This is a genomic window from Barnesiella sp. (genome assembly GCF_022723415.1).
Classification (GTDB): Bacteria; Bacteroidota; Bacteroidia; order Bacteroidales; family Barnesiellaceae; genus Barnesiella; species Barnesiella intestinihominis.
The window spans coordinates 24,132-42,686 of the sequence record NZ_JAIJHU010000015.1 but is presented as its reverse complement, the minus strand read 5'-3'; the positions used below and the strand labels follow the sequence as shown (position 1 = coordinate 42,686).

Genomic DNA, 18,555 nt, shown 5'->3' with positions numbered 1-18,555 from the left:
AAAGATATAGAATAGTACTATGCGTTTTAAGTTAGTGTTGTCGGTTAAATCGGAAAGTTTTGGTAGTGTTTTGCCTGTAAGCTACCAATACGAATTGTCGGCAGCTGTATATCGTCGTATTCGGGAAAATTTCGAGCTATATTTACACTGGCTTTCGAGCAACGGTTTCGCACCGATCGATGATTGCCGTAATCGCTTGTTTTCGTTTTCAAATTTATATATCCCCCGCATTCGGGTAGAGTATGACAGATTACATATTTTGGTGAAGAGGGTTCAAATGTGGATTTCTTTTTTGCCTGTTCGGGGAACTCACGAGTTTGTAAAGCAACTTTTTTCGGGAGAAACTTTTGTACTTGGGGATAGGCGTAGTCGGGTGGAGTTAGAGGTCGAAGATATCGTTGAATGTCCGGCTCCTGGGTTTGGAGAGGAAGCAGAGTATTTGGCTTTATCTCCAATCGTGTTTATGGTGGCTCGCCCCAATCGGAGCATGGAATATGTCGGGCCCGATTATCCCGGGTATGCCGATTGTTTTTATCGCTCGGTGCTGGGAAAATATGAAAAGATTTTCGGTCGGCCTTTTGATGGTGATACAGGATTTTCATGGAGTTTGCTTTCCGAACCGAAAAGAAAAGGAATTTTTATGATGCGGTTTACTCCCGAAGAGTCGAAAGTTATAGGATATATGTATAAATTCAAATTATCGATGAGTCCTATTCTCCATCAGATAATGTATGAAACGGGAATAGGGGAGAAAGTAAATCTTGGTTTTGGTTGTGTAGAGATTCTTCGTCAAGATACGACTCCTAATGACCAAAATTTCCTTTCTGATGAAAAAGACGATACTTCTGTGAAAATAATATGATTTTTTGTATGAAATGACAAAATATTTTTTTTAATTTGTATAGATAATAGAGAGTTTATTCCTCATAAAAATAGATTATACTATGACAACAGCGCTTGAAAAACCTGACATGAATACAGAAGAACTTCTTGCAGGTCAAACTATTACTCCCGCCGAGGAGGAACAAAATTCGGTACAATCGACTTCACGGCTTTCGAGAGAAGAAATTATAGACTCGTTGAGAAAACTGGTAGAAGGTTCGGTTGAAGAAGTCAAAGATGAAGTTGACGAACTGAAACAGGCTTATTATAAACAGAAAAAAATTGAAATAGAAGAGGCTCGTAACGCCTTTATAGCCGCGGGTAACCCAGAGGCTGAATTTGTGCCAATGCCCGATGAACAGGAGGAAACATTAAAGTCTTTGTTATCTGTTTTTCGAGAGAAAAAAGCCGAATATACGGCCTTGCTCGAAAAGCAAAGAGAAGAAAATTTGGAGTGTAAGCAACAAATTTTGGAAGAGATGAAATCTATTACCGAAGATTCGGATAATATAAACAAACAATATACCCGTTTTCAAGAGTTGCAGCAATCGTTCAAAGAGCCTTGCGAATTACCCTCGGCGGCGGTGTCTGGTCTTTGGAAAAAGTTCCAGTCTTACGTCGAGAATTTTTATGACTTGTTGAAAATAAATAAAGAGTTACGGGATTATGATTTCAAGAAAAATCTGGAACAGAAGACCGCTCTTTGTGATGCAGCAGAAGCATTATTGGCAAATGACGATGTTGTAGCAGCATTTAAGCAATTACAATTATTGCATGACGAATGGCGCGGAATAGGTCCCGTCGCCAAGGAGCTGAGAGAAGATTTGTGGAATAGGTTTAAAGATGCTTCAACAGAAGTAAATAAACGCTATCAAAGTTTTTTTGAGGCGCGTAAAGAAGTGGAACGTAAAAATGAAGAAGCCAAGATTGCTTTATGTGAGGAAATCGAGTCGATGGATTTAAGTTTATTGACTTCTTTTGCTCAATGGGACGATGCTACGAAGCAAGTTCTCGATTTACAGGGTAAATGGAAAACGTTGGGGTTTGCCTCACGGAAGATGAATAATCAGTTATTCGAGAGATTCCGTAAAAGTTGCGATGAATTTTTTGCAAAAAAAGCCGAGTACTTCAAAGCTGTCAAGGAAAGAATGGCAGAGAATCTCGAAAAGAAAAAAGCGTTGTGTGAAAAAGCAGAGGCATTAAAAGACAGTACTGATTGGAAAGCTACTGCCGATATTCTTGTCGCTTTGCAAAAAGAATGGAAAACAATAGGCCCTGTGGCTAAAAAACATTCCGATGCTATTTGGAAACGTTTTGTTACGGCATGTGATTATTTCTTTGCGCAAAAGAATGAACAATTGGTTTCCACTCGACAAGTAGAACAAGAAAACTTGGAAAACAAACGGGGTATTATCGCTAAATTGAAAGAGATAGATGAATCTATGGATAGTACAGAAGCCGTCAAAATAGTTCGTGACTTGATGGCTCAGTGGAATTCGATCGGTCATGTACCTTTTAAAGAGAAAGATAAAATATATAAAGAATATCAGTCTTTGCTCGATACTCTTTTCTCCCGTTTGAATATGAATGAGAATCGCAATCGGTTAAGTAACTTCTCGGCTACGGTACAGCAAATGGCCGATACGAACCACGATAAACTCTATCGGGAGAGAGAAAGACTTTTGCGCATGTATGAACAGAAAAAAGGCGAGTTGAAAACCTATGAGAATAATATAGGATTTTTGAATATATCTTCGAAGAAATCCGGTGGCTTGTTAAAAGAGATGGAACGGAAAATGCAAAAAATTCGAGAGGATATGCAGCTTATCGAACAAAAAGTGCAACTTATAGATAAGAACTTGTAATTAAGAACAACGTATTTTATAAACAGGGCGGCTCAATAAATTGGAGTTGCCCTGTTATTTCCGGGAGAAAAGTAAAGCTCTCTGAAAAATATTTATGTAGTTAGTCGTGTAAAAAAGTAAGAAAGAGAGAATGGCACGTGGGCGGTATGGACATATGATAAAGTCACTGATTGTCATCGGCGACTTCTTTTGCTTGAATATTGCCTATGCCGTAGTTTGTTATTGGGGTGGCGGATTCGACGGCGGATTTGGTGTGAAAATAATATGGCTGTTACTTAATCTTTCTTATTTCCCGGTATTTTCACTTTTTGCAAAAATACATGAATTGCGTATTTTACATGTCGATAGAGTCTTGATAAAAGTTACACAGGCCGTGTTGTGCCACTTAGCGGTTTTTCTATTATTGATATTCTTTTTGCAAATCGATAATATTGGAGCGCGAGTATTGTTGAGGTTCTATTTGCTTCTATCGGTCTTGTTGGCCGTGTGGTGGATCGGATCGAGAAAACTTTTGAAATATTTTCGACGGAAAGGCTATAACTTCAAGAAAGTAGTTATTGTAGGAGCCGGGGCTATGGGTATAAAATTATTAGACGAGTTACGTTCCGATGCCGGATATGGCTATAAATTTATGGGCTTTTTCGATGATAATCTGTCGTTAAAGAAATCTTTGCCGAATTTTCAAGGGGACTGTTCTTCTGTCGAGGATTTCGTGATAGAAAATAAAGTCGATGAGATTTATTGTGCGTTACCGATGAGGCAAGAAGAAAAGATAACTCGGTTATTGAAGTTTTCCGAAGCCAGTAATATCTCGTTTTATATGGTTCCCGATGTCGGTCGATATATTCATCGTCAGCTCGAATTTCAGTTAGTGGGTAATGTCCCGGTTCTTTCGTTGCATCCAGAACCTTTACAAAATATCTTTTCGCGTTTCTTGAAGAGGGTGTTCGATTTATTGTTTTCATCAATTGTACTGGTTTGTTCTCCCATTATTTTCACTCCTATTGCTATTGCCGTTAAATTGTCGTCTCCGGGTCCAGTATTTTTTAAGCAGAAACGGACAGGATTTAAGGGGAAAGAATTTAATTGCTATAAGTTTCGGACGATGAAAGTCAATGCTAATAGCGATCAGTTGCAGGCTTCTCGTCATGATCCTAGAAAAACAAGAGTCGGAGAATTTTTACGGAAGACGAGTTTGGACGAATTACCTCAATTTATCAATGTTTTTGTGGGGGATATGTCGGTCGTTGGTCCGCGTCCTCACATGGTGAAACATACGCAGGATTATTCGAAGATTATAGATAAATACATGCTTCGTCATCTTATTAAACCGGGCATTACCGGTTGGGCACAAGTAAACGGGTATAGAGGGGAGACTCGGGAGTTGTGGCAGATGGAACGTCGGGTAGAATATGACGTTTGGTATATCGAACATTGGAATTTTTGGCTCGACATCAAGATTATATTCCTCACTGTCGTGAATGCTTTTCGTGGAGAAAAAAATGCATTCTAAGAGGGTTTTATAACAAGCAGAAAAAGTCCTACAAAAATAATTCTTTCTTTTGGAGATTTGCTATCTTTGCACCCCGAAAAATAAAGTAAGATGAATCTGAAAGTCAAGGGTACAATATTAGGAATTGTTTCTGCGGTCAGTTATGGAACAAACCCGTTGGGGGCATTATTCTTATATCAAGAAGGATTAAATTCGAATTCGGTTTTGTTTTATCGTTTTTCATTGGCAGCAGTTGTTTTGGCATGTATTCTGTTTATTCAGAAACAGTCATTTAGATTGTCTCGCAAAGAGGTGAAAACATTGTGTTTGTTAGGAATCTTGTTTGCTGTGTCTTCTCTGACTTTTTATACGAGTTTTCACCACATGGATGCCGGTATAGCTTCGACTTTGTTGTTTGTGTATCCTATAATGGTAGCTGTCATTATGTCTCTATTCTTTAAGGAGCGTATATCGCCGGTGACTATGTTTTCTATTATTCTCGCTCTATCGGGGATAGCCTTGCTTTACCGGGGAGGAACAGGAGCCGGATTAAATGGTTTGGGCGTATCGTTGGTTATGATTGCATCGTTAACTTATGCCCTTTATATTGTCGTAATCAATCAGTCATCGATAAAACTTTCATCTATAAAGCTGACTTTTTATGTCTTGCTGTTTTGTATGGTAGCCATAGTCTTTCATTCGTTTTTCGACGGAGGTAATTATTTGCAACCGCTTACTACTCCACGTATGTGGCTGTTTGCTATCATGTTAGCTTTGGTCCCTACGGTTATTTCTTTGGTGACGATGACTATGGCCGTTCATGCTATCGGTTCTACACCTACGGCTGTTATGGGTGCATTGGAGCCTCTCACTGCCGTGATTATCGGTGTGACTGTGTTTGGTGAGATTTTTACGTTGCGGTTGGGAATCGGTATATTTATGATCCTTGTTGCCGTAATTCTCATTGTTGCGGCGAAATCATTTTCTCCCCGTAAAATTGTTTCTTTTATCGGACATGTTGTGCATACCGTTCCGGTACGTAGGAAGTAGTCGGCTTTTTATTCGCAACGAAATTCGTCGTTGAGATGAAAACCCCGTAATAAATCGGGTGCAGCCATTCTCTTTTTTCCGGCGAGTTGTAACTCTTCTATCCGTATAAATCCGTCGGTACAAGCTATGTCAATATGATTTTTTCCATCTGTGTGTATAGACCCCGGTGCATAGTTATGTTTGGAGGGTAGGGGGGTTGTACGGTATATTTTTACTCCGAAACGATTATTATCCGGCGATATCCATTCGCACCATGCGGCCGGATAGGGAGACAGTCCCCTCACGAGGTTATGGATTTGCTCGCTTGTCTTTTTCCAGTCGATATGGCATGTTTCCTTAAATATTTTGGGCGCAGGCCGTAAGGGTTCGTTAGTTTGGATAGAGGCTTGATCGATAGGGGTGATATTCCCGGAGATAATGGCGTCGACAGTTTCGACTACCATATCGGCGCCCAATGTCATTAGTTTGTCGTGTATTGTCCCTACATTATCTTCGGGAAGTATAGGGATTCTTCGTTGCTGTATGATTTCGCCCGTATCGATTTCGTGTTTGAGGAAGAATGTCGTGATTCCTGTTTCTGTGTCGCCGTTGATAATAGCCCAGTTGAGAGGAGCGGCTCCTCTGTATTGAGGTAAAAGCGAAGCATGTAAATTGAAAGTACCCAGACGGGGCATGTTCCATACGATTTCGGGAAGCATGCGAAAAGCTACGACAATTTGCAGGTCGGCGTGTAACTCTCTCAACTGTTCGATAAAGCACTCGTCTTTCAGTTTCTCCGGTTGTAGAATCGGTAAACCTCGGCTCAGAGCGTATTCTTTGACCGGAGAGTATTGTATTTTGTGGCCTCTGCCGGCCGGTTTGTCAGGCATGGTAATAACAGCCACGACATTGTATCCTCCTTCGACAAGGCGTTTCAGACTCTCGACAGCGAAGTCGGGAGTACCCATATAGATGATGCGTAAATCTTGTTTTTCCATTGTTTTTAATCTTGAGAAAAGTGAACGAGTACCCGCCGGTACGAATTGAAAATTTTTGATTTGGAAACAAACCCGATATATTTCCCGTTTTCTACGACAGGTAGATTCCATGCGTTGGTTTGGTCAAATAATTTCATGACATTATCCATGTTGCTCCCTATTTCTATTTTGGCTGGGGGCATGGTCATGAATTTTCTGACATAGAAACGGTTATACAGTTCTGGCCTAAACATGATATTGCGTATGTCGTCGAGTATGACGATGCCTAATAATGTATTGTCATTGTCGGTTACCGGGAATATGTTACGATGGGATTGCGAAATAACCTTTACCATGTCTCCGAGACTCATATTCGGGTGTACTTCGATAAAATCTTTTTCGATGACACTGTCCATCTTCAAAAGAGTAAGTACGGCTTTATCCTTGTGATGGGTGAGTAGTTCTCCTTTTTTTGCCAGACGCATGGTATATATGCTATGTGGTTCGAACACTTTTATCGTTGCATAAGCTACGGTCGAGGTAATCATTAACGGTAGGAATAAATCATACCCACCGGTAAGTTCTGTTGTCAAGAAAATAGCCATGAGCGGGGCGTGCATAACGGCGGCCATGACTCCTGCCATACCCATCAATGCGAAATTTTTGTCAGAAAGCTCCATGGGTAATAGTCCTGTATGATTAAGAACATAGGCAAAGAAGAAACCTGCGAAACACCCTACGTACAAACTGGGTGCGAAGGTTCCTCCTACACCACCTCCGCCATTGGTCGCACTGGTCGCTAATACCTTTACGAGTATGATGAGTCCCAAGAAGAGCATCATGACCCACATATTTCCATTCTCAGTATAAAATAAACTCCCTTCGGCCAGTTGTTTGAGATTGTCGTTCAGCAAGCTGGTAATGGCTCCATAACCTTCGCCGTACAGTGGCGGTAATAGAAAAATAGAACAACTTAGAATGAGCGAACCGAGAATGAATTTTTTCCATGGAGTCCCTATCCGGCGGAATATATCTTCCATACGGTTCATAATGCGGGTAAAATAAAGAGAAACAAATCCGCAAAAGAAACCGAGAAAAATAACGTATGGTATGCGGGCGGCGACGAACGGTTCGGTTTGGACGAAACTAAATTCGGCATTGTATCCGGTAAAGATATAAGAAACAGTGACTGCGGTAATCGACGAGATGAGTAAAGGTAAAACCGAAGTTGCAGTCATATCGATCATCAGTACTTCGAGTGTAAACAAGATTCCGGCGATGGGGGCCTTGAATATTCCCGCAATGGCGGCGGCAGCTCCGCAACCCACCAAAAGCATTAGTAATCGTTGGTCGAGGCGAAACAACCTTCCTATATTCGAACCGATCGCAGCCCCGGTATAAACGATGGGAGCTTCCGCTCCGACCGATCCTCCGAATCCGATTGTGATAGAACTCGCGATGACCGATGTGTACATATTATGTGGTTTAAGCCGGCTTTTCTTTTGCGATATGGCATAAAGTATGCGGGTGACACCATGACTGATATCGTCTTTTACAATGTAACGTACGTACAAGCCGGCCAATAAAATACCTATTATCGGGTATATGAGATAAAGATAGTTGGCGCTGTCGGCATTGAAATGCGATGTTAGCAACTGTTGTATAAAATGTATGAGAAATTTAAGAATGAGAGCAGCGGCGGCAGTACAAATTCCGATAATAAAACTGAGAATTAAAACGAAATTGTGTTCATTGATGTGTTTTTCCCTCCACATCAACAGCCGCATCATCAAATCGTGCCTATCTTCCCTTTGGGTATCTTCTATTTCTATATCTTCGTCTTCAATCATATATGTTTATTTATACTCCTTTTCCTGTAATAACAGTTCTGATGGTGTAGATGATAATTTTGAGGTCTACCAGCAAAGACATATTTTCCAAGTAAAGAATATCGTATTTCAACCGAGCTATCATTTCATCGACGTTTCGAGCATATCCGTATTTTACCATTCCCCAAGATGTGATTCCGGGGCGTATCTGATGCAATAATACGTAATAAGGAGCTCGTTCGACGATTTGACGGATAAAGTATTCCCGTTCAGGTCTCGGCCCTACGAGAGACATGTCTCCTTTCAATACATTCCAAAACTGTGGTAATTCGTCCAATCTGTATTTCCGTAATACTTTCCCTATTTTAGTAACCCGCTTGTCGTTTTCTTCCGATAACAAAGGGATTCCGGTTTCTGCATGGGCTTTCATCGTTCGGAATTTGTAAATTTTGAACGGTCTGTGCCTGTAACCTATGCGCTCTTGTTTGTAAAATATGGGACCGTTCGAGTCTTTTTTAATTAGTATGGCTAAGAGTAGAAACAAAGGAGAAAGTAAGATCAATGCGATAAAAGAAACAAATATATCGATTACTCGTTTCATATTCTTTTCTCCCTCGGAGATAGCGCAATTACTCATGTCGATGAGCGGAGCCCCATAGATGTTGGTTAGTCTTACTCTCGAAGAGATAATGTTAAACTCGTCTGTCCCCAATTTTATGGGTAAGTTGAGTGGATATAGTGTATTGATAAGTTTATGAAGCTCTGCTAAATCGTTTTCTTCCGGGGCAACGACAAGCTCTTGAATGTTCATTTGTTTACACAGCGAGGATAATTGTTTTATCGGGTATGTCCTTCCTTCGGCTTCCGGGGCAGGCGTTTCGTGGTTGACTCGAATGAATCCGACGATATGATAACCGAGCGATTGTCTGGGTTCTTCGAGTTCTCTCATTTGCTTGATTGCTTTGGGGCCACAACCGATGATAAGCGTGTTGAATTGCCATTTTCGGCGGTGAATCATAGATGTGGCATTTCCTGTGACAATGGCCCGCCCTGTATATACACAGACAAATTGTAAAGCGTATAAAGCAAGTAGCAATTCGTAATTGTCTATTCTTATTCGTAGAACATCGTTGATGAGGGCAATAAAAAATATAAACAGTGTATTGACCAATACAGATCCTAATGTCTGTATTAATTCTTGAATGCGAGATTTGAAAAAAGGCTGATTGTAATATCCCGACAAATAATAGACGCACATCATTAACAGCGGGAAAAGTATTTGTCCTTCTATGACACGAGGCGAAAGCAAATACATTTTCAATGATTCGCCCGCTGCAATTCCCGGAAAATGGAAACGGACAATATTGAAAAGGAACCACGATACATTCGATGTAAGGTAATCCACCAGTACGTATCTCCGTATTTGTCGTTTACTGTTGATCACTCTCGTATAATCTTGATAGTTCCGTCGGCTTCGAGTTTGATGATACTCGACGGGAGGGACTCTTTTATTTCGTCTCTGCGTGCCGTTACGATATAATCGACGGCATTTTTTATTTCGTCCGATATTTCGGAAAAGTTATGGGGAGCCGCATTCCCGCTGATATTGGCCGAGGTTGATACGATAGCTTTTCTGAACTGTCGGCACAATTGTTGTGAGAACGGTTCTTTTGTGATGCGTATGGCTATGCTTCCGTCATCGGCGAGCAAATTCGTTGCAAGGTTGCGTGCTCCGGGATAGATGAGGGTAAGAGGCTTTACGGCCACATCGAGTAGTTGCCACGCCGTTTCGGGTACTTCCGAAACATAATATTCCACTTTCGCTTCACTGTCCGTAAGTACAATAAGGGCTTTGCTGTCGGCTCTCTGTTTGATTTTATAAACTCGTTGTACCGCTTCTGCATTGGTAGCATCGCAACCGATACCCCATATTGTGTCGGTGGGATATAAAATGATTCCCCCCCGCTGCATGACCTCGCAAGCCTGTTTTATATCGTCGTTGATTGTCATGGGCATATCCTCTTATTTCTGTTCAAAAAACAAAGATAATACAAACGAAAGCATAATGGTGAACAAATCTTCGTTTTTTAGAAGCTGTTTTGAAAAAAACTCCCGGGTAGTATTTCTTTTTTTTATTTGCCGGTATGCGCGCTTTGGGGGAACTTTTCATTAATGAGACGATAGGCGGTGTATTGGTGATAGTTCGTCGTACACTTTGATTTAAGTTCCCCGACATATTTTTAAAGCATTATTTATAAATGGTTTGCTACATAATATATTGTGGCTTTATTGAAAAATGCTATCTTCGCACAGTAAACGAAAATGAAAATGGCAAGAGAAAGAGAGAATCTGCCGGTAGAAGTTCGCCCCTATCGTGTAGGCTTGACGTTGAGCGGGGGAGGAGCCAAAGGTTTTGCCCATGTAGGGGCATTGAAAGCAATGGAAGAATTGGGGATTCGGCCGGATATAATATCCGGTACGAGCGCAGGAGCTGTTATCGCGGTACTTTATGCCGACGGCTATTCACCCGATGAAATCTTAGACCTTTTTTCAGGTTTGTCTTTCAATGATTTGGCCGAAATAACTTTGCCCCGTTCCTGCTTTTTTAAAATAGATCGGTTTAAACATTTCTTGCAAAAGTCGTTGCGAGCAGTCAATATCGAGGATTTGTCTATCCCGGTTGTCGTTACGGCTACCGACCTTGATCATGGAAAGTATGTAGCATGGCGATCGGGAGAGATTGCCGAGCGGGTAACGGCTTCGTGTAGTATTCCCATTATATTTCCTCCGGTTCTTATCGATGGTACGCATTATGTCGATGGAGGTGTCTTGCGTAATTTGCCGGTTTACCCCATTCGTCCCGAGTGCGATGTCGTTATAGGTATCAATGTGAGCCCGTTAGTTAATAAGCAATATAAGCAATCGATATTGGATATAGCGGTTCGTTCATATAGCTTCATGTCTAAAAGCAATGTGATCGAAGATATGAAATTGTGCGATCTTTTTATTCCTATGAAAGAGGCTGCACGATATGCCGTATTTGATATTCATGCTTTGCGTGATATCGCTAATGTCGGCTATCAGCAGACATTGAAACTTTTTACAGGAAAACATGCTTCCAAAATAAATGAATTGAATAAATAAAAAACGTGCGATATGTCCGATGAGAAAATAGTCATCTATCAGGTTCTCCCCCGATTGTTCTCTAATATGTGCGATACATGTGTCCCTAATGGTGCTTATGTGCAGAATGGAGCCGGTAAGTTAAACCATTTTACCTCGAAAGTCTTACGAGAGATAAAAAAGTTGGGTGCGAACTATATTTGGTATACGGGGGTTATAGAGCACGCTACCAAGACAGACTATTCGAAATATGGGATTCGAAAGGATAATAGATATGTGGTTAAGGGTGAAGCCGGGTCGCCTTATGCTATCAAAGACTATTATGATATAGATCCCGATTTGGCCGAAGAACCATCGACACGTATGCAAGAATTCGAGGCGTTGGTAACCCGTACACATGAAGTCGGATTGAAAGTAGTACTTGATTTCGTGCCGAATCATGTGGCTCGTCAATACCATTCTGATACTGCGCCAGAAGGTGTCGATGATTTGGGTGCTCATGACAACAAGGAGATGCATTTTTCTCCTTCCAATAATTTTTATTACATACCTCGGCAGGCATTTACACCGCAATTTTACATAGGTGAAGGAGAGGAGCGCTATTTCGAATATCCTGCGAAGGCAACCGGAAACGATTGTTTCGGGGCTTTCCCGGGAGAATATGACTGGTATGAAACGGTGAAGCTGAATTATGGAGTGGATTATACAGGAGGTGGCCGTTGTCACTTCGACCCTATACCCGATACATGGTACAAAATGCTCGATATTCTCCTATTCTGGTGTGGGAAAGGTGCTGATGCTTTTCGTTGCGATATGGCCCACATGGTTCCTGTCGAATTTTGGAATTGGGCTATTTCGAAAGTGAAAGAAAATTACCCCTCGGTTATATTCATTGCAGAGATTTATGATCAGGCGTTGTATCGGGTTTATATCGAGAAAGGTAAATTCGATTACCTATATGATAAAGTAGGATTGTACGATAAATTGAGAGGGGTATTGTGTCATCAGGTATCGGCTGCCCAGCTCACTTATTGTTGGCAGTCTGTCGATGGAATAGGAGGAAAAATGTTGAATTTTCTCGAAAATCATGACGAACAGCGCTTCGCTTCCGACCAGTTTGCCGGTGATGCCGATAAAGTCCTCCCTGCATTGGTCGTTTCGTCGATGATGAATACGGGGCCTATGATGATATACTTCGGACAGGAATTGGGTGAGCGTGCAGAGGATGCCGAGGGATTCAGTGGAAAAGATGGTCGTACGACGATATTCGACTATTGGAGCGTGACCACGGTTAGACAGTGGTACGATAGCGGGCGTTGCTCGGTATCTAAATTGTCGGCAAAGCAGAAAAAATTGCGAAATCTGTATAAAACGGTTCTTAATATCAGTCGTTTGGAATCGGCTATTGTTCGTGGCGATTTCTTTGATTTGATGTATGTCAATGGGGAAAATCCAAGCTTTAATCCGCATCGACAATATGCATTCCTTCGTAAATATGGAAATGAGTTATTAGTTATTGTTGTTAATTTCGATGACCGGCAGGCGAATGTGAAGATCAATATCCCCGATCATGCATTCGAAACGATGAAAATAGTTTCGGGTAAATACGAGGCATTAGAACTGATTGGAGGAGATAAAGAGATGAAGGAGTTGAGTCCCGAAATACCGTTTGCTTGCGCCCTTTCGGGGTATGGAGCTGCGGTTTGGAAAATAGAGTTAAAAAATTTTTCCAAAGAGATACAGAAAAAATAAAAAAGTACAGGAAAATTTTGAAATAGAAATTGTACCTTTGCCGTACAATTAATAATCTCTGTTTTACACACAAAAATCATGAGTCAAACACCTCCTTTCAAGGTATTTTCGGGAACCAATTCAAGGTATCTCGCTGAGAAAATTTGTAATAGTCTGGGTTGTGAGTTAGGTCAAATGAACATTCAGCATTTTGCCGATGGAGAATTTGCCGTTTCTTTCGAAGAGTCGATCCGTGGTTGTCAAGTCTATTTAGTGCAATCGACATTTCCCAATTCCGACAATCTGATGGAATTGTTATTAATGATCGATGCTGCCAAACGAGCTTCTGCCAAGTCGATTGTAGCTGTTGTTCCTTATTTCGGGTGGGCTCGCCAAGATCGCAAGGATAAGCCACGTGTTTCCATTGCTGCGAAATTGTTGGCCGATATATTGAGCGTTGCAGGTATCAATCGCCTTATAACGATGGATTTGCATGCCGATCAAATACAAGGTTTCTTCGATGTTCCGGTAGACCACTTGTATGCTTCGTCTGTATTTATTCCCTATATTCAGTCTTTGAAATTGAAAGATATGGTGGTTGCTACCCCCGATGTGGGTGGTTCCAAACGAGCCAGTACTTATGCCAAATACTTGGGTGTACCTTTGGTTTTATGCCATAAACAACGGGCTAAGGCCAATGTGGTAGAAAGCATGACAGTGATAGGAGATGTAGAAGGAAAGAATGTCATTTTGGTAGACGATATGGTCGATACGGCCGGGACGATAACCAAAGCAGCCGATTTAATGATGAGCAGAGGAGCTCTTTCGGTACGTGCTATAGCTTCTCATGCCGTGATGAGCGACCCTGCCAGCGAACGGGTTCAAAACTCTTCTATGACCGAATTGATTTTCACGGATAGTATTCCTTACACCAAAAAATGCGATAAGGTACATATCCTCAGTATCGCTGACTTGTTTGCCGATACTATTCGTCGGGTCTACGAGAATAAGTCTATCAGTTCGCAGTACCTTCTGTAATTGGGAAGTATAGAATCTAATATAATGTTACCGGGTCTATTGCAAAAAGCAAATAGGCCCGGTAATTTTTTAGGAGCGAGGGTAAATTCATTTTGAACGTTTTCCCTGTATTTTTTCGAATTGAAAAATATTGATAAGAAAACGAGGAATATAACAATGGATAGGGAGGCTGAACCTATGTCTTAAAGGTTCGAGAATTAACCACCCTTTATTATCCTTAGCTTTCGTGTGAGAGTAGAATTTAGAGTCTGAATTTTGGATTATTGGGGATAATGGAATGAAGGAAGAGGACGTTAAAAAAAATAATCTGTGTAACTACTACACAGATTATTTTTTCATTATCGTTGTTTGTTGCAACTTACTTCACTTCCTCGAAATCGACATCGGTAACATCTTTACCATTATTTCCGCTTTGTGAAGCATCTGCACCCGGTTGAGCTTGTTGTGCTCCGGCAGCTTGTTGTTGAGCCTGAGCATTGTACAAGTCTTGGGCGGCAGCTTGCAATACATTGTTCAATTCGGTCGAAGCGGCATCGATACCGGCAATATCCTGAGCTTTGTGGGCTTCTTTTAATTTAGCCAGAGCCGACTCGATAGCGCTTTTTTTGTCTGCCGGAATCTTGTCTCCCATTTCATTAAGCTGTTTTTCGGTTTGGAAGATGAGAGCATCGGCATGATTCAGTTTGTCGATACGTTCTTTTTCCTTTGCATCGTTTTCAGCATTGGCAGCAGCCTCGTCCTTCATTCGTTTGATTTCGGCGTCGGTCAAACCGCTCGATGCTTCGATACGTATGCTTTGTTCTTTACCTGTACCTTTGTCTTTGGCCGATACATTCAAGATTCCGTTGGCATCTATATCGAACGTGACTTCGATTTGAGGCACACCCCGCATGGCTGCCGGGATCCCGTCCAAATGGAATTTACCGATAGTTTTGTTGTCTTTTGCCATAGGGCGCTCACCCTGTAATACATGGATTTCAACTGAGGGCTGGTTGTCGACAGCCGTCGAGAAGACTTCCGATTTACGGGTAGGAATAGTCGTGTTGGCGTCAATCAATTTGGTCATTACGCCACCCAGTGTTTCGATACCCAATGAAAGGGGAGTTACATCGAGTAATAATACATCTTTCACATCGCCAGTCAATACCGCACCTTGAATGGCAGCACCTACTGCAACTACTTCATCGGGGTTAACACCCTTTGAAGGAGTTTTTCCGAAGAATTTTTCTACAATCGCTTGTATAGCAGGGATACGAGTAGAACCACCCACGAGAATTACTTCGTCTATGTCAGAGGCACTTAGACCAGCATCTTGCAAAGCCTTGCGACACGGTTCGATAGTAGCCTGAATCAATCGGTCGCTCAATTGCTCGAATTTGGCACGAGTCAATGTTTTAACCAAGTGTTTGGGTACACCGTTCACCGGCATAATGTAAGGTAAATTAATCTCGGTCGATGTCGAGCTCGACAATTCTATTTTAGCTTTTTCGGCTGCTTCTTTCAAACGTTGCAAAGCCATCGGGTCTTCTCTCAAATCGACACCTTCGTCTTTTTTGAATTCATCGGCAAGCCAGTCGATGATAACGTGGTCGAAGTCATCACCGCCGAGGTGAGTATCACCGTTGGTCGATTTTACTTCGAATACACCGTCTCCCAATTCAAGAATAGAAATATCGAACGTACCACCACCCAAGTCAAATACGGCGATTTTCATGTCTTTATTTGACTTGTCAAGGCCGTAGGCCAATGCGGCAGCAGTAGGCTCATTGACAATACGACGTACATTCAAGCCTGCGATTTCACCGGCTTCTTTCGTGGCTTGACGTTGAGAATCGTTAAAATAGGCCGGTACGGTAATAACGGCATCGGTTACTTCTTGCCCTAAGAAATCTTCGGCTGTTTTTTTCATTTTTTGAAGAATCATTGCCGAAATTTCTTGTGGAGAATAGAGACGACCGTCGATGTCTACACGCGGTGTATTATTATCGCTTCTTACTACTTTGTAAGGTACGCGAGAAATTTCGTTAGCTACCTGATCGAATGTTTCACCCATGAAACGTTTAATCGAGAAAATAGTCCTCGTAGGGTTGGTGATGGCCTGACGTTTGGCAGGTTCTCCCACCTTGCGTTCACCACCATCTACGAAAGCCACGATCGAAGGAGTCGTACGACGGCCTTCACTGTTGGCAATTACTACCGGCTCGGTTCCTTCCATAACGGCGACACACGAGTTGGTTGTTCCTAAGTCAATACCAATAATCTTTCCCATAATTTTATATCTTTTATTGTTAATTCGTTATTTTGTTTACTGTCTGTTTTTTTATAGACACTGCATCTTGTTCAAATGTTATGCCAAAAAACGAAAGCAAGGAAAATGTTTTTTTTGTCAGACTTTTCCAAAGCGCTTTGTTGTCCTGTGTCAGTAATGCTGTCGATTTGTCATATTGACTTTGCTCTTTTGTTTATCTAAAAAACGCAAACGAGCGGGTATGGGTTGGTTCTGTTTGTACTTATTTCCCCGATTTATTTCGTTATTAAACCGAAATGATGTAAATTTGCCAATCTTATAAACAGGAATTTTTATCGAAAGTATAGTTAACTAAATACTAATTATTATGAACATTTCTCACATTGAACATTTGGGAATCGCTGTAAAGAGTCTCGAAGAAGCCATTCCTTATTATGAAAACATTTTAGGTCTTAAATGCTATTCTATTGAAGAGGTTGCCGACCAGAAAGTGAAGACGGCCTTTTTCAAAGTGGGGCAGACCAAAATCGAATTATTGGAGCCGACAAGCGAGGACAGCACTATTGCCAAATTTATAGAAAAACGCGGCGAGGGAATTCATCACATGGCGTTCGCTATCGAAGACGGTGTCGCCAATGCTTTGGCCGAAGTAGAAGCCAAAGGGGTACGCCTTATCGATAAAGCTCCCCGCAAAGGAGCCGAAGGGTTGAACATCGCATTCCTTCACCCCAAATCCACTTGTAGCGTATTAACCGAACTTTGTGAAAATCCTAATAAATAAGAATATGAGCAATCAACTTGAAAAGGTACAAGAGCTGATAGAACTACGCGCTCAGGCTCGCTTGGGCGGTGGACAGAAAGCTATCGATAAGCAACACGAGAAAGGCAAGTATACGGCTCGTGAACGTATTGCGCAACTCCTTGATGAAGGCAGTTTTGAAGAATTGGATATGTTTGTGAAACACAGATGTACCAATTTCGGACAAGAGAAAAAATCATTTTTAGGCGACGGTGTCGTTACAGGTTATGGTACGATAGATGGTCGCCTTGTTTATGTTTTCGCTCAGGATTTTACTGTGTTCGGTGGTTCTTTGTCCGAGACAATGGCTTTGAAAATTTGCAAAGTCATGGATATGGCCATGAAAATGGGCGCGCCTTGTATCGGTTTGAACGACTCGGGTGGAGCTCGTATTCAAGAAGGTATCAATGCTTTGGCTGGTTATGCCGAGATTTTCCAACGTAATATCATGGCATCTGGAGTTATACCCCAGATTTCAGCTATATTGGGCCCGTGCGCCGGTGGTGCGGTATATTCTCCTGCTTTGACCGATTTCACGATCATGGCGAAGGGTATTTCATATATGTTTTTGACCGGGCCGAAAGTGGTAAAGACCGTTACAGGCGAAGATGTTACACAAGAGGCTTTGGGTGGAGCCGAAGTCCATTCTGCCAAATCGGGTGTAGCCCATTTCGCTGCCGAGAATGGAGAAGAAGCTCTGTCTATTATTCGTAAACTCATCAGCTATATACCGCAGAACAACTTGGAGGAAGCTCCTTTGGTTCCTTGTAATGATCCTATCGATCGTTTAGAGGATTCTCTCAACGAAATTATTCCCGATAGCCCTAATCGTCCGTACGACATGTACGAAGTAATCGGTGCTATTATCGATAATGGTGAATTTTTGGAAATACAGCGAGATTATGCTAAAAATATCATCATCGGTTTTGCCCGCTTCAATGGACAATCTGTCGGTATTGTCGCTAACCAGCCTAAATATTTGGCCGGTGTTCTCGACAGTAATGCTTCCCGCAAGGCTGCTCGTTTCGTGCGTTTCTGCGATGCATTCAATATTCCTATTGTAAGTTTGGTCGATGTACCGGGTTTCTTGCCGGGAACCGGACAAGAATACAATGGTGTGATCCTGCATGGAGCCAAATTGCTTTATGCTTATGGTGAAGCTACTGTGCCTAAGGTGACTATCACGTTGCGTAAATCGTATGGCGGTTCGCACATCGTGATGAGCTGTAAGCAATTACGGGGTGATATGAACTACGCATGGCCTACTGCCGAAATCGCCGTTATGGGTGGGGCCGGAGCCGTGGAAGTTCTTTATGCCAAAGAAGCCAAAGAAGCTGAGGATCCAGCTAAATTTATGGCCGAGAAAGAAGCCGAGTATACCAAGTTGTTCGCTAATCCTTATAATGCGGCCAAGTATGGATATATCGACGACGTTATCGAGCCTCGTAATACCCGTTTCCGTATTATACGTGCATTACAGCAATTACAGACTAAGAAGTTAACAAATCCGGCTAAAAAGCACGGAAATATTCCTTTGTAATA

The 18,555-nt window shown here is 41.8% G+C and carries 14 protein-coding genes; 9 read left to right on the top strand and 5 right to left on the bottom strand.

What is annotated here, in order from left to right; all coding sequences use genetic code 11:
- Nucleotides 1-19 precede the first annotated feature (19 nt).
- The 4 genes from cas6 to QVD32_RS04880 all read left to right on the top strand — a co-directional run bounded on the left by cas6 (nucleotide 20) and on the right by QVD32_RS04880 (nucleotide 5,289).
- The gene (gene cas6, locus QVD32_RS04895) at nucleotides 20-862 is read left to right on the top strand and encodes a CRISPR-associated endoribonuclease Cas6 (protein ID WP_021892092.1); all 843 of its coding nucleotides are present in this window, start codon (nucleotides 20-22) and stop codon (nucleotides 860-862) included.
- An 82-nt stretch (nucleotides 863-944) separates the two neighbouring features.
- Nucleotides 945-2,747: a DUF349 domain-containing protein gene (locus tag QVD32_RS04890; protein ID WP_118687437.1), complete on the top strand. Its 1,803-nt coding sequence runs from the start codon at nucleotides 945-947 to the stop codon at nucleotides 2,745-2,747.
- Between the two features lie 130 nt (nucleotides 2,748-2,877).
- Complete coding sequence (locus QVD32_RS04885) at nucleotides 2,878-4,260, top strand: undecaprenyl-phosphate glucose phosphotransferase (protein ID WP_008860914.1); 1,383 nt, start codon at nucleotides 2,878-2,880, stop codon at nucleotides 4,258-4,260.
- A gap of 90 nt (nucleotides 4,261-4,350) precedes the next feature.
- Entirely contained in the window at nucleotides 4,351-5,289 is a 939-nt protein-coding gene (locus QVD32_RS04880) for an EamA family transporter (protein ID WP_118687438.1), read from the top strand.
- A gap of 8 nt (nucleotides 5,290-5,297) precedes the next feature.
- Here QVD32_RS04880 and fmt read toward each other — a convergent pair whose 3' ends face one another.
- From fmt to QVD32_RS04860, 4 genes are all read right to left on the bottom strand, one after another.
- A complete protein-coding gene (gene fmt / locus QVD32_RS04875; protein WP_008860912.1) occupies nucleotides 5,298-6,266 on the bottom strand; it encodes a methionyl-tRNA formyltransferase in 969 nt (322 codons plus the stop codon).
- Nucleotides 6,267-6,271: 5 nt separating this feature from the next.
- Nucleotides 6,272-8,035, bottom strand: coding sequence for a chloride channel protein (locus QVD32_RS04870; protein ID WP_040295909.1), 1,764 nt, complete (start codon nucleotides 8,033-8,035; stop codon nucleotides 6,272-6,274).
- Between the two features lie 70 nt (nucleotides 8,036-8,105).
- The gene (locus tag QVD32_RS04865; protein WP_021892095.1) at nucleotides 8,106-9,518 is read right to left on the bottom strand and encodes a sugar transferase; all 1,413 of its coding nucleotides are present in this window, start codon (nucleotides 9,516-9,518) and stop codon (nucleotides 8,106-8,108) included.
- Nucleotides 9,515-10,078 (bottom strand): L-threonylcarbamoyladenylate synthase, encoded by a 564-nt coding sequence (locus QVD32_RS04860; RefSeq protein ID WP_195241998.1) that lies wholly within the window; start codon nucleotides 10,076-10,078, stop codon nucleotides 9,515-9,517. The genes QVD32_RS04865 and QVD32_RS04860 overlap by 4 nt, the downstream gene beginning before the upstream one ends.
- A gap of 324 nt (nucleotides 10,079-10,402) precedes the next feature.
- Here QVD32_RS04860 and QVD32_RS04855 point away from each other — a divergent pair, with 324 nt between their 5' ends.
- The 3 genes from QVD32_RS04855 to QVD32_RS04845 all read left to right on the top strand — a co-directional run bounded on the left by QVD32_RS04855 (nucleotide 10,403) and on the right by QVD32_RS04845 (nucleotide 13,966).
- Nucleotides 10,403-11,218 carry a patatin-like phospholipase family protein gene (locus QVD32_RS04855; protein ID WP_021892098.1) on the top strand — a complete coding sequence of 272 codons (816 nt, stop codon included), beginning with the start codon at nucleotides 10,403-10,405 and terminating at the stop codon, nucleotides 11,216-11,218.
- A 12-nt stretch (nucleotides 11,219-11,230) separates the two neighbouring features.
- Nucleotides 11,231-12,949: an alpha-amylase family glycosyl hydrolase gene (locus QVD32_RS04850; protein ID WP_021892099.1), complete on the top strand. Its 1,719-nt coding sequence runs from the start codon at nucleotides 11,231-11,233 to the stop codon at nucleotides 12,947-12,949.
- A gap of 78 nt (nucleotides 12,950-13,027) precedes the next feature.
- Nucleotides 13,028-13,966 (top strand): ribose-phosphate pyrophosphokinase, encoded by a 939-nt coding sequence (locus QVD32_RS04845; RefSeq protein ID WP_008860906.1) that lies wholly within the window; start codon nucleotides 13,028-13,030, stop codon nucleotides 13,964-13,966.
- A gap of 358 nt (nucleotides 13,967-14,324) precedes the next feature.
- On the opposite strand, the gene dnaK is transcribed toward QVD32_RS04845, so the two are convergent.
- A complete protein-coding gene (gene dnaK, locus QVD32_RS04840; RefSeq protein WP_008860904.1) occupies nucleotides 14,325-16,235 on the bottom strand; it encodes a molecular chaperone DnaK in 1,911 nt (636 codons plus the stop codon).
- Nucleotides 16,236-16,581: 346 nt separating this feature from the next.
- On the opposite strand from dnaK, the gene mce reads away from it, so the two are divergent.
- Nucleotides 16,582-16,995, top strand: a complete 414-nt coding sequence (gene mce, locus QVD32_RS04835; RefSeq protein WP_008860903.1) for a methylmalonyl-CoA epimerase — start codon at nucleotides 16,582-16,584, stop codon at nucleotides 16,993-16,995.
- Nucleotides 16,996-16,999: 4 nt separating this feature from the next.
- Nucleotides 17,000-18,553: an acyl-CoA carboxylase subunit beta gene (locus QVD32_RS04830; RefSeq protein WP_021892100.1), complete on the top strand. Its 1,554-nt coding sequence runs from the start codon at nucleotides 17,000-17,002 to the stop codon at nucleotides 18,551-18,553.
- Nucleotides 18,554-18,555: the final 2 nt, after the last annotated feature.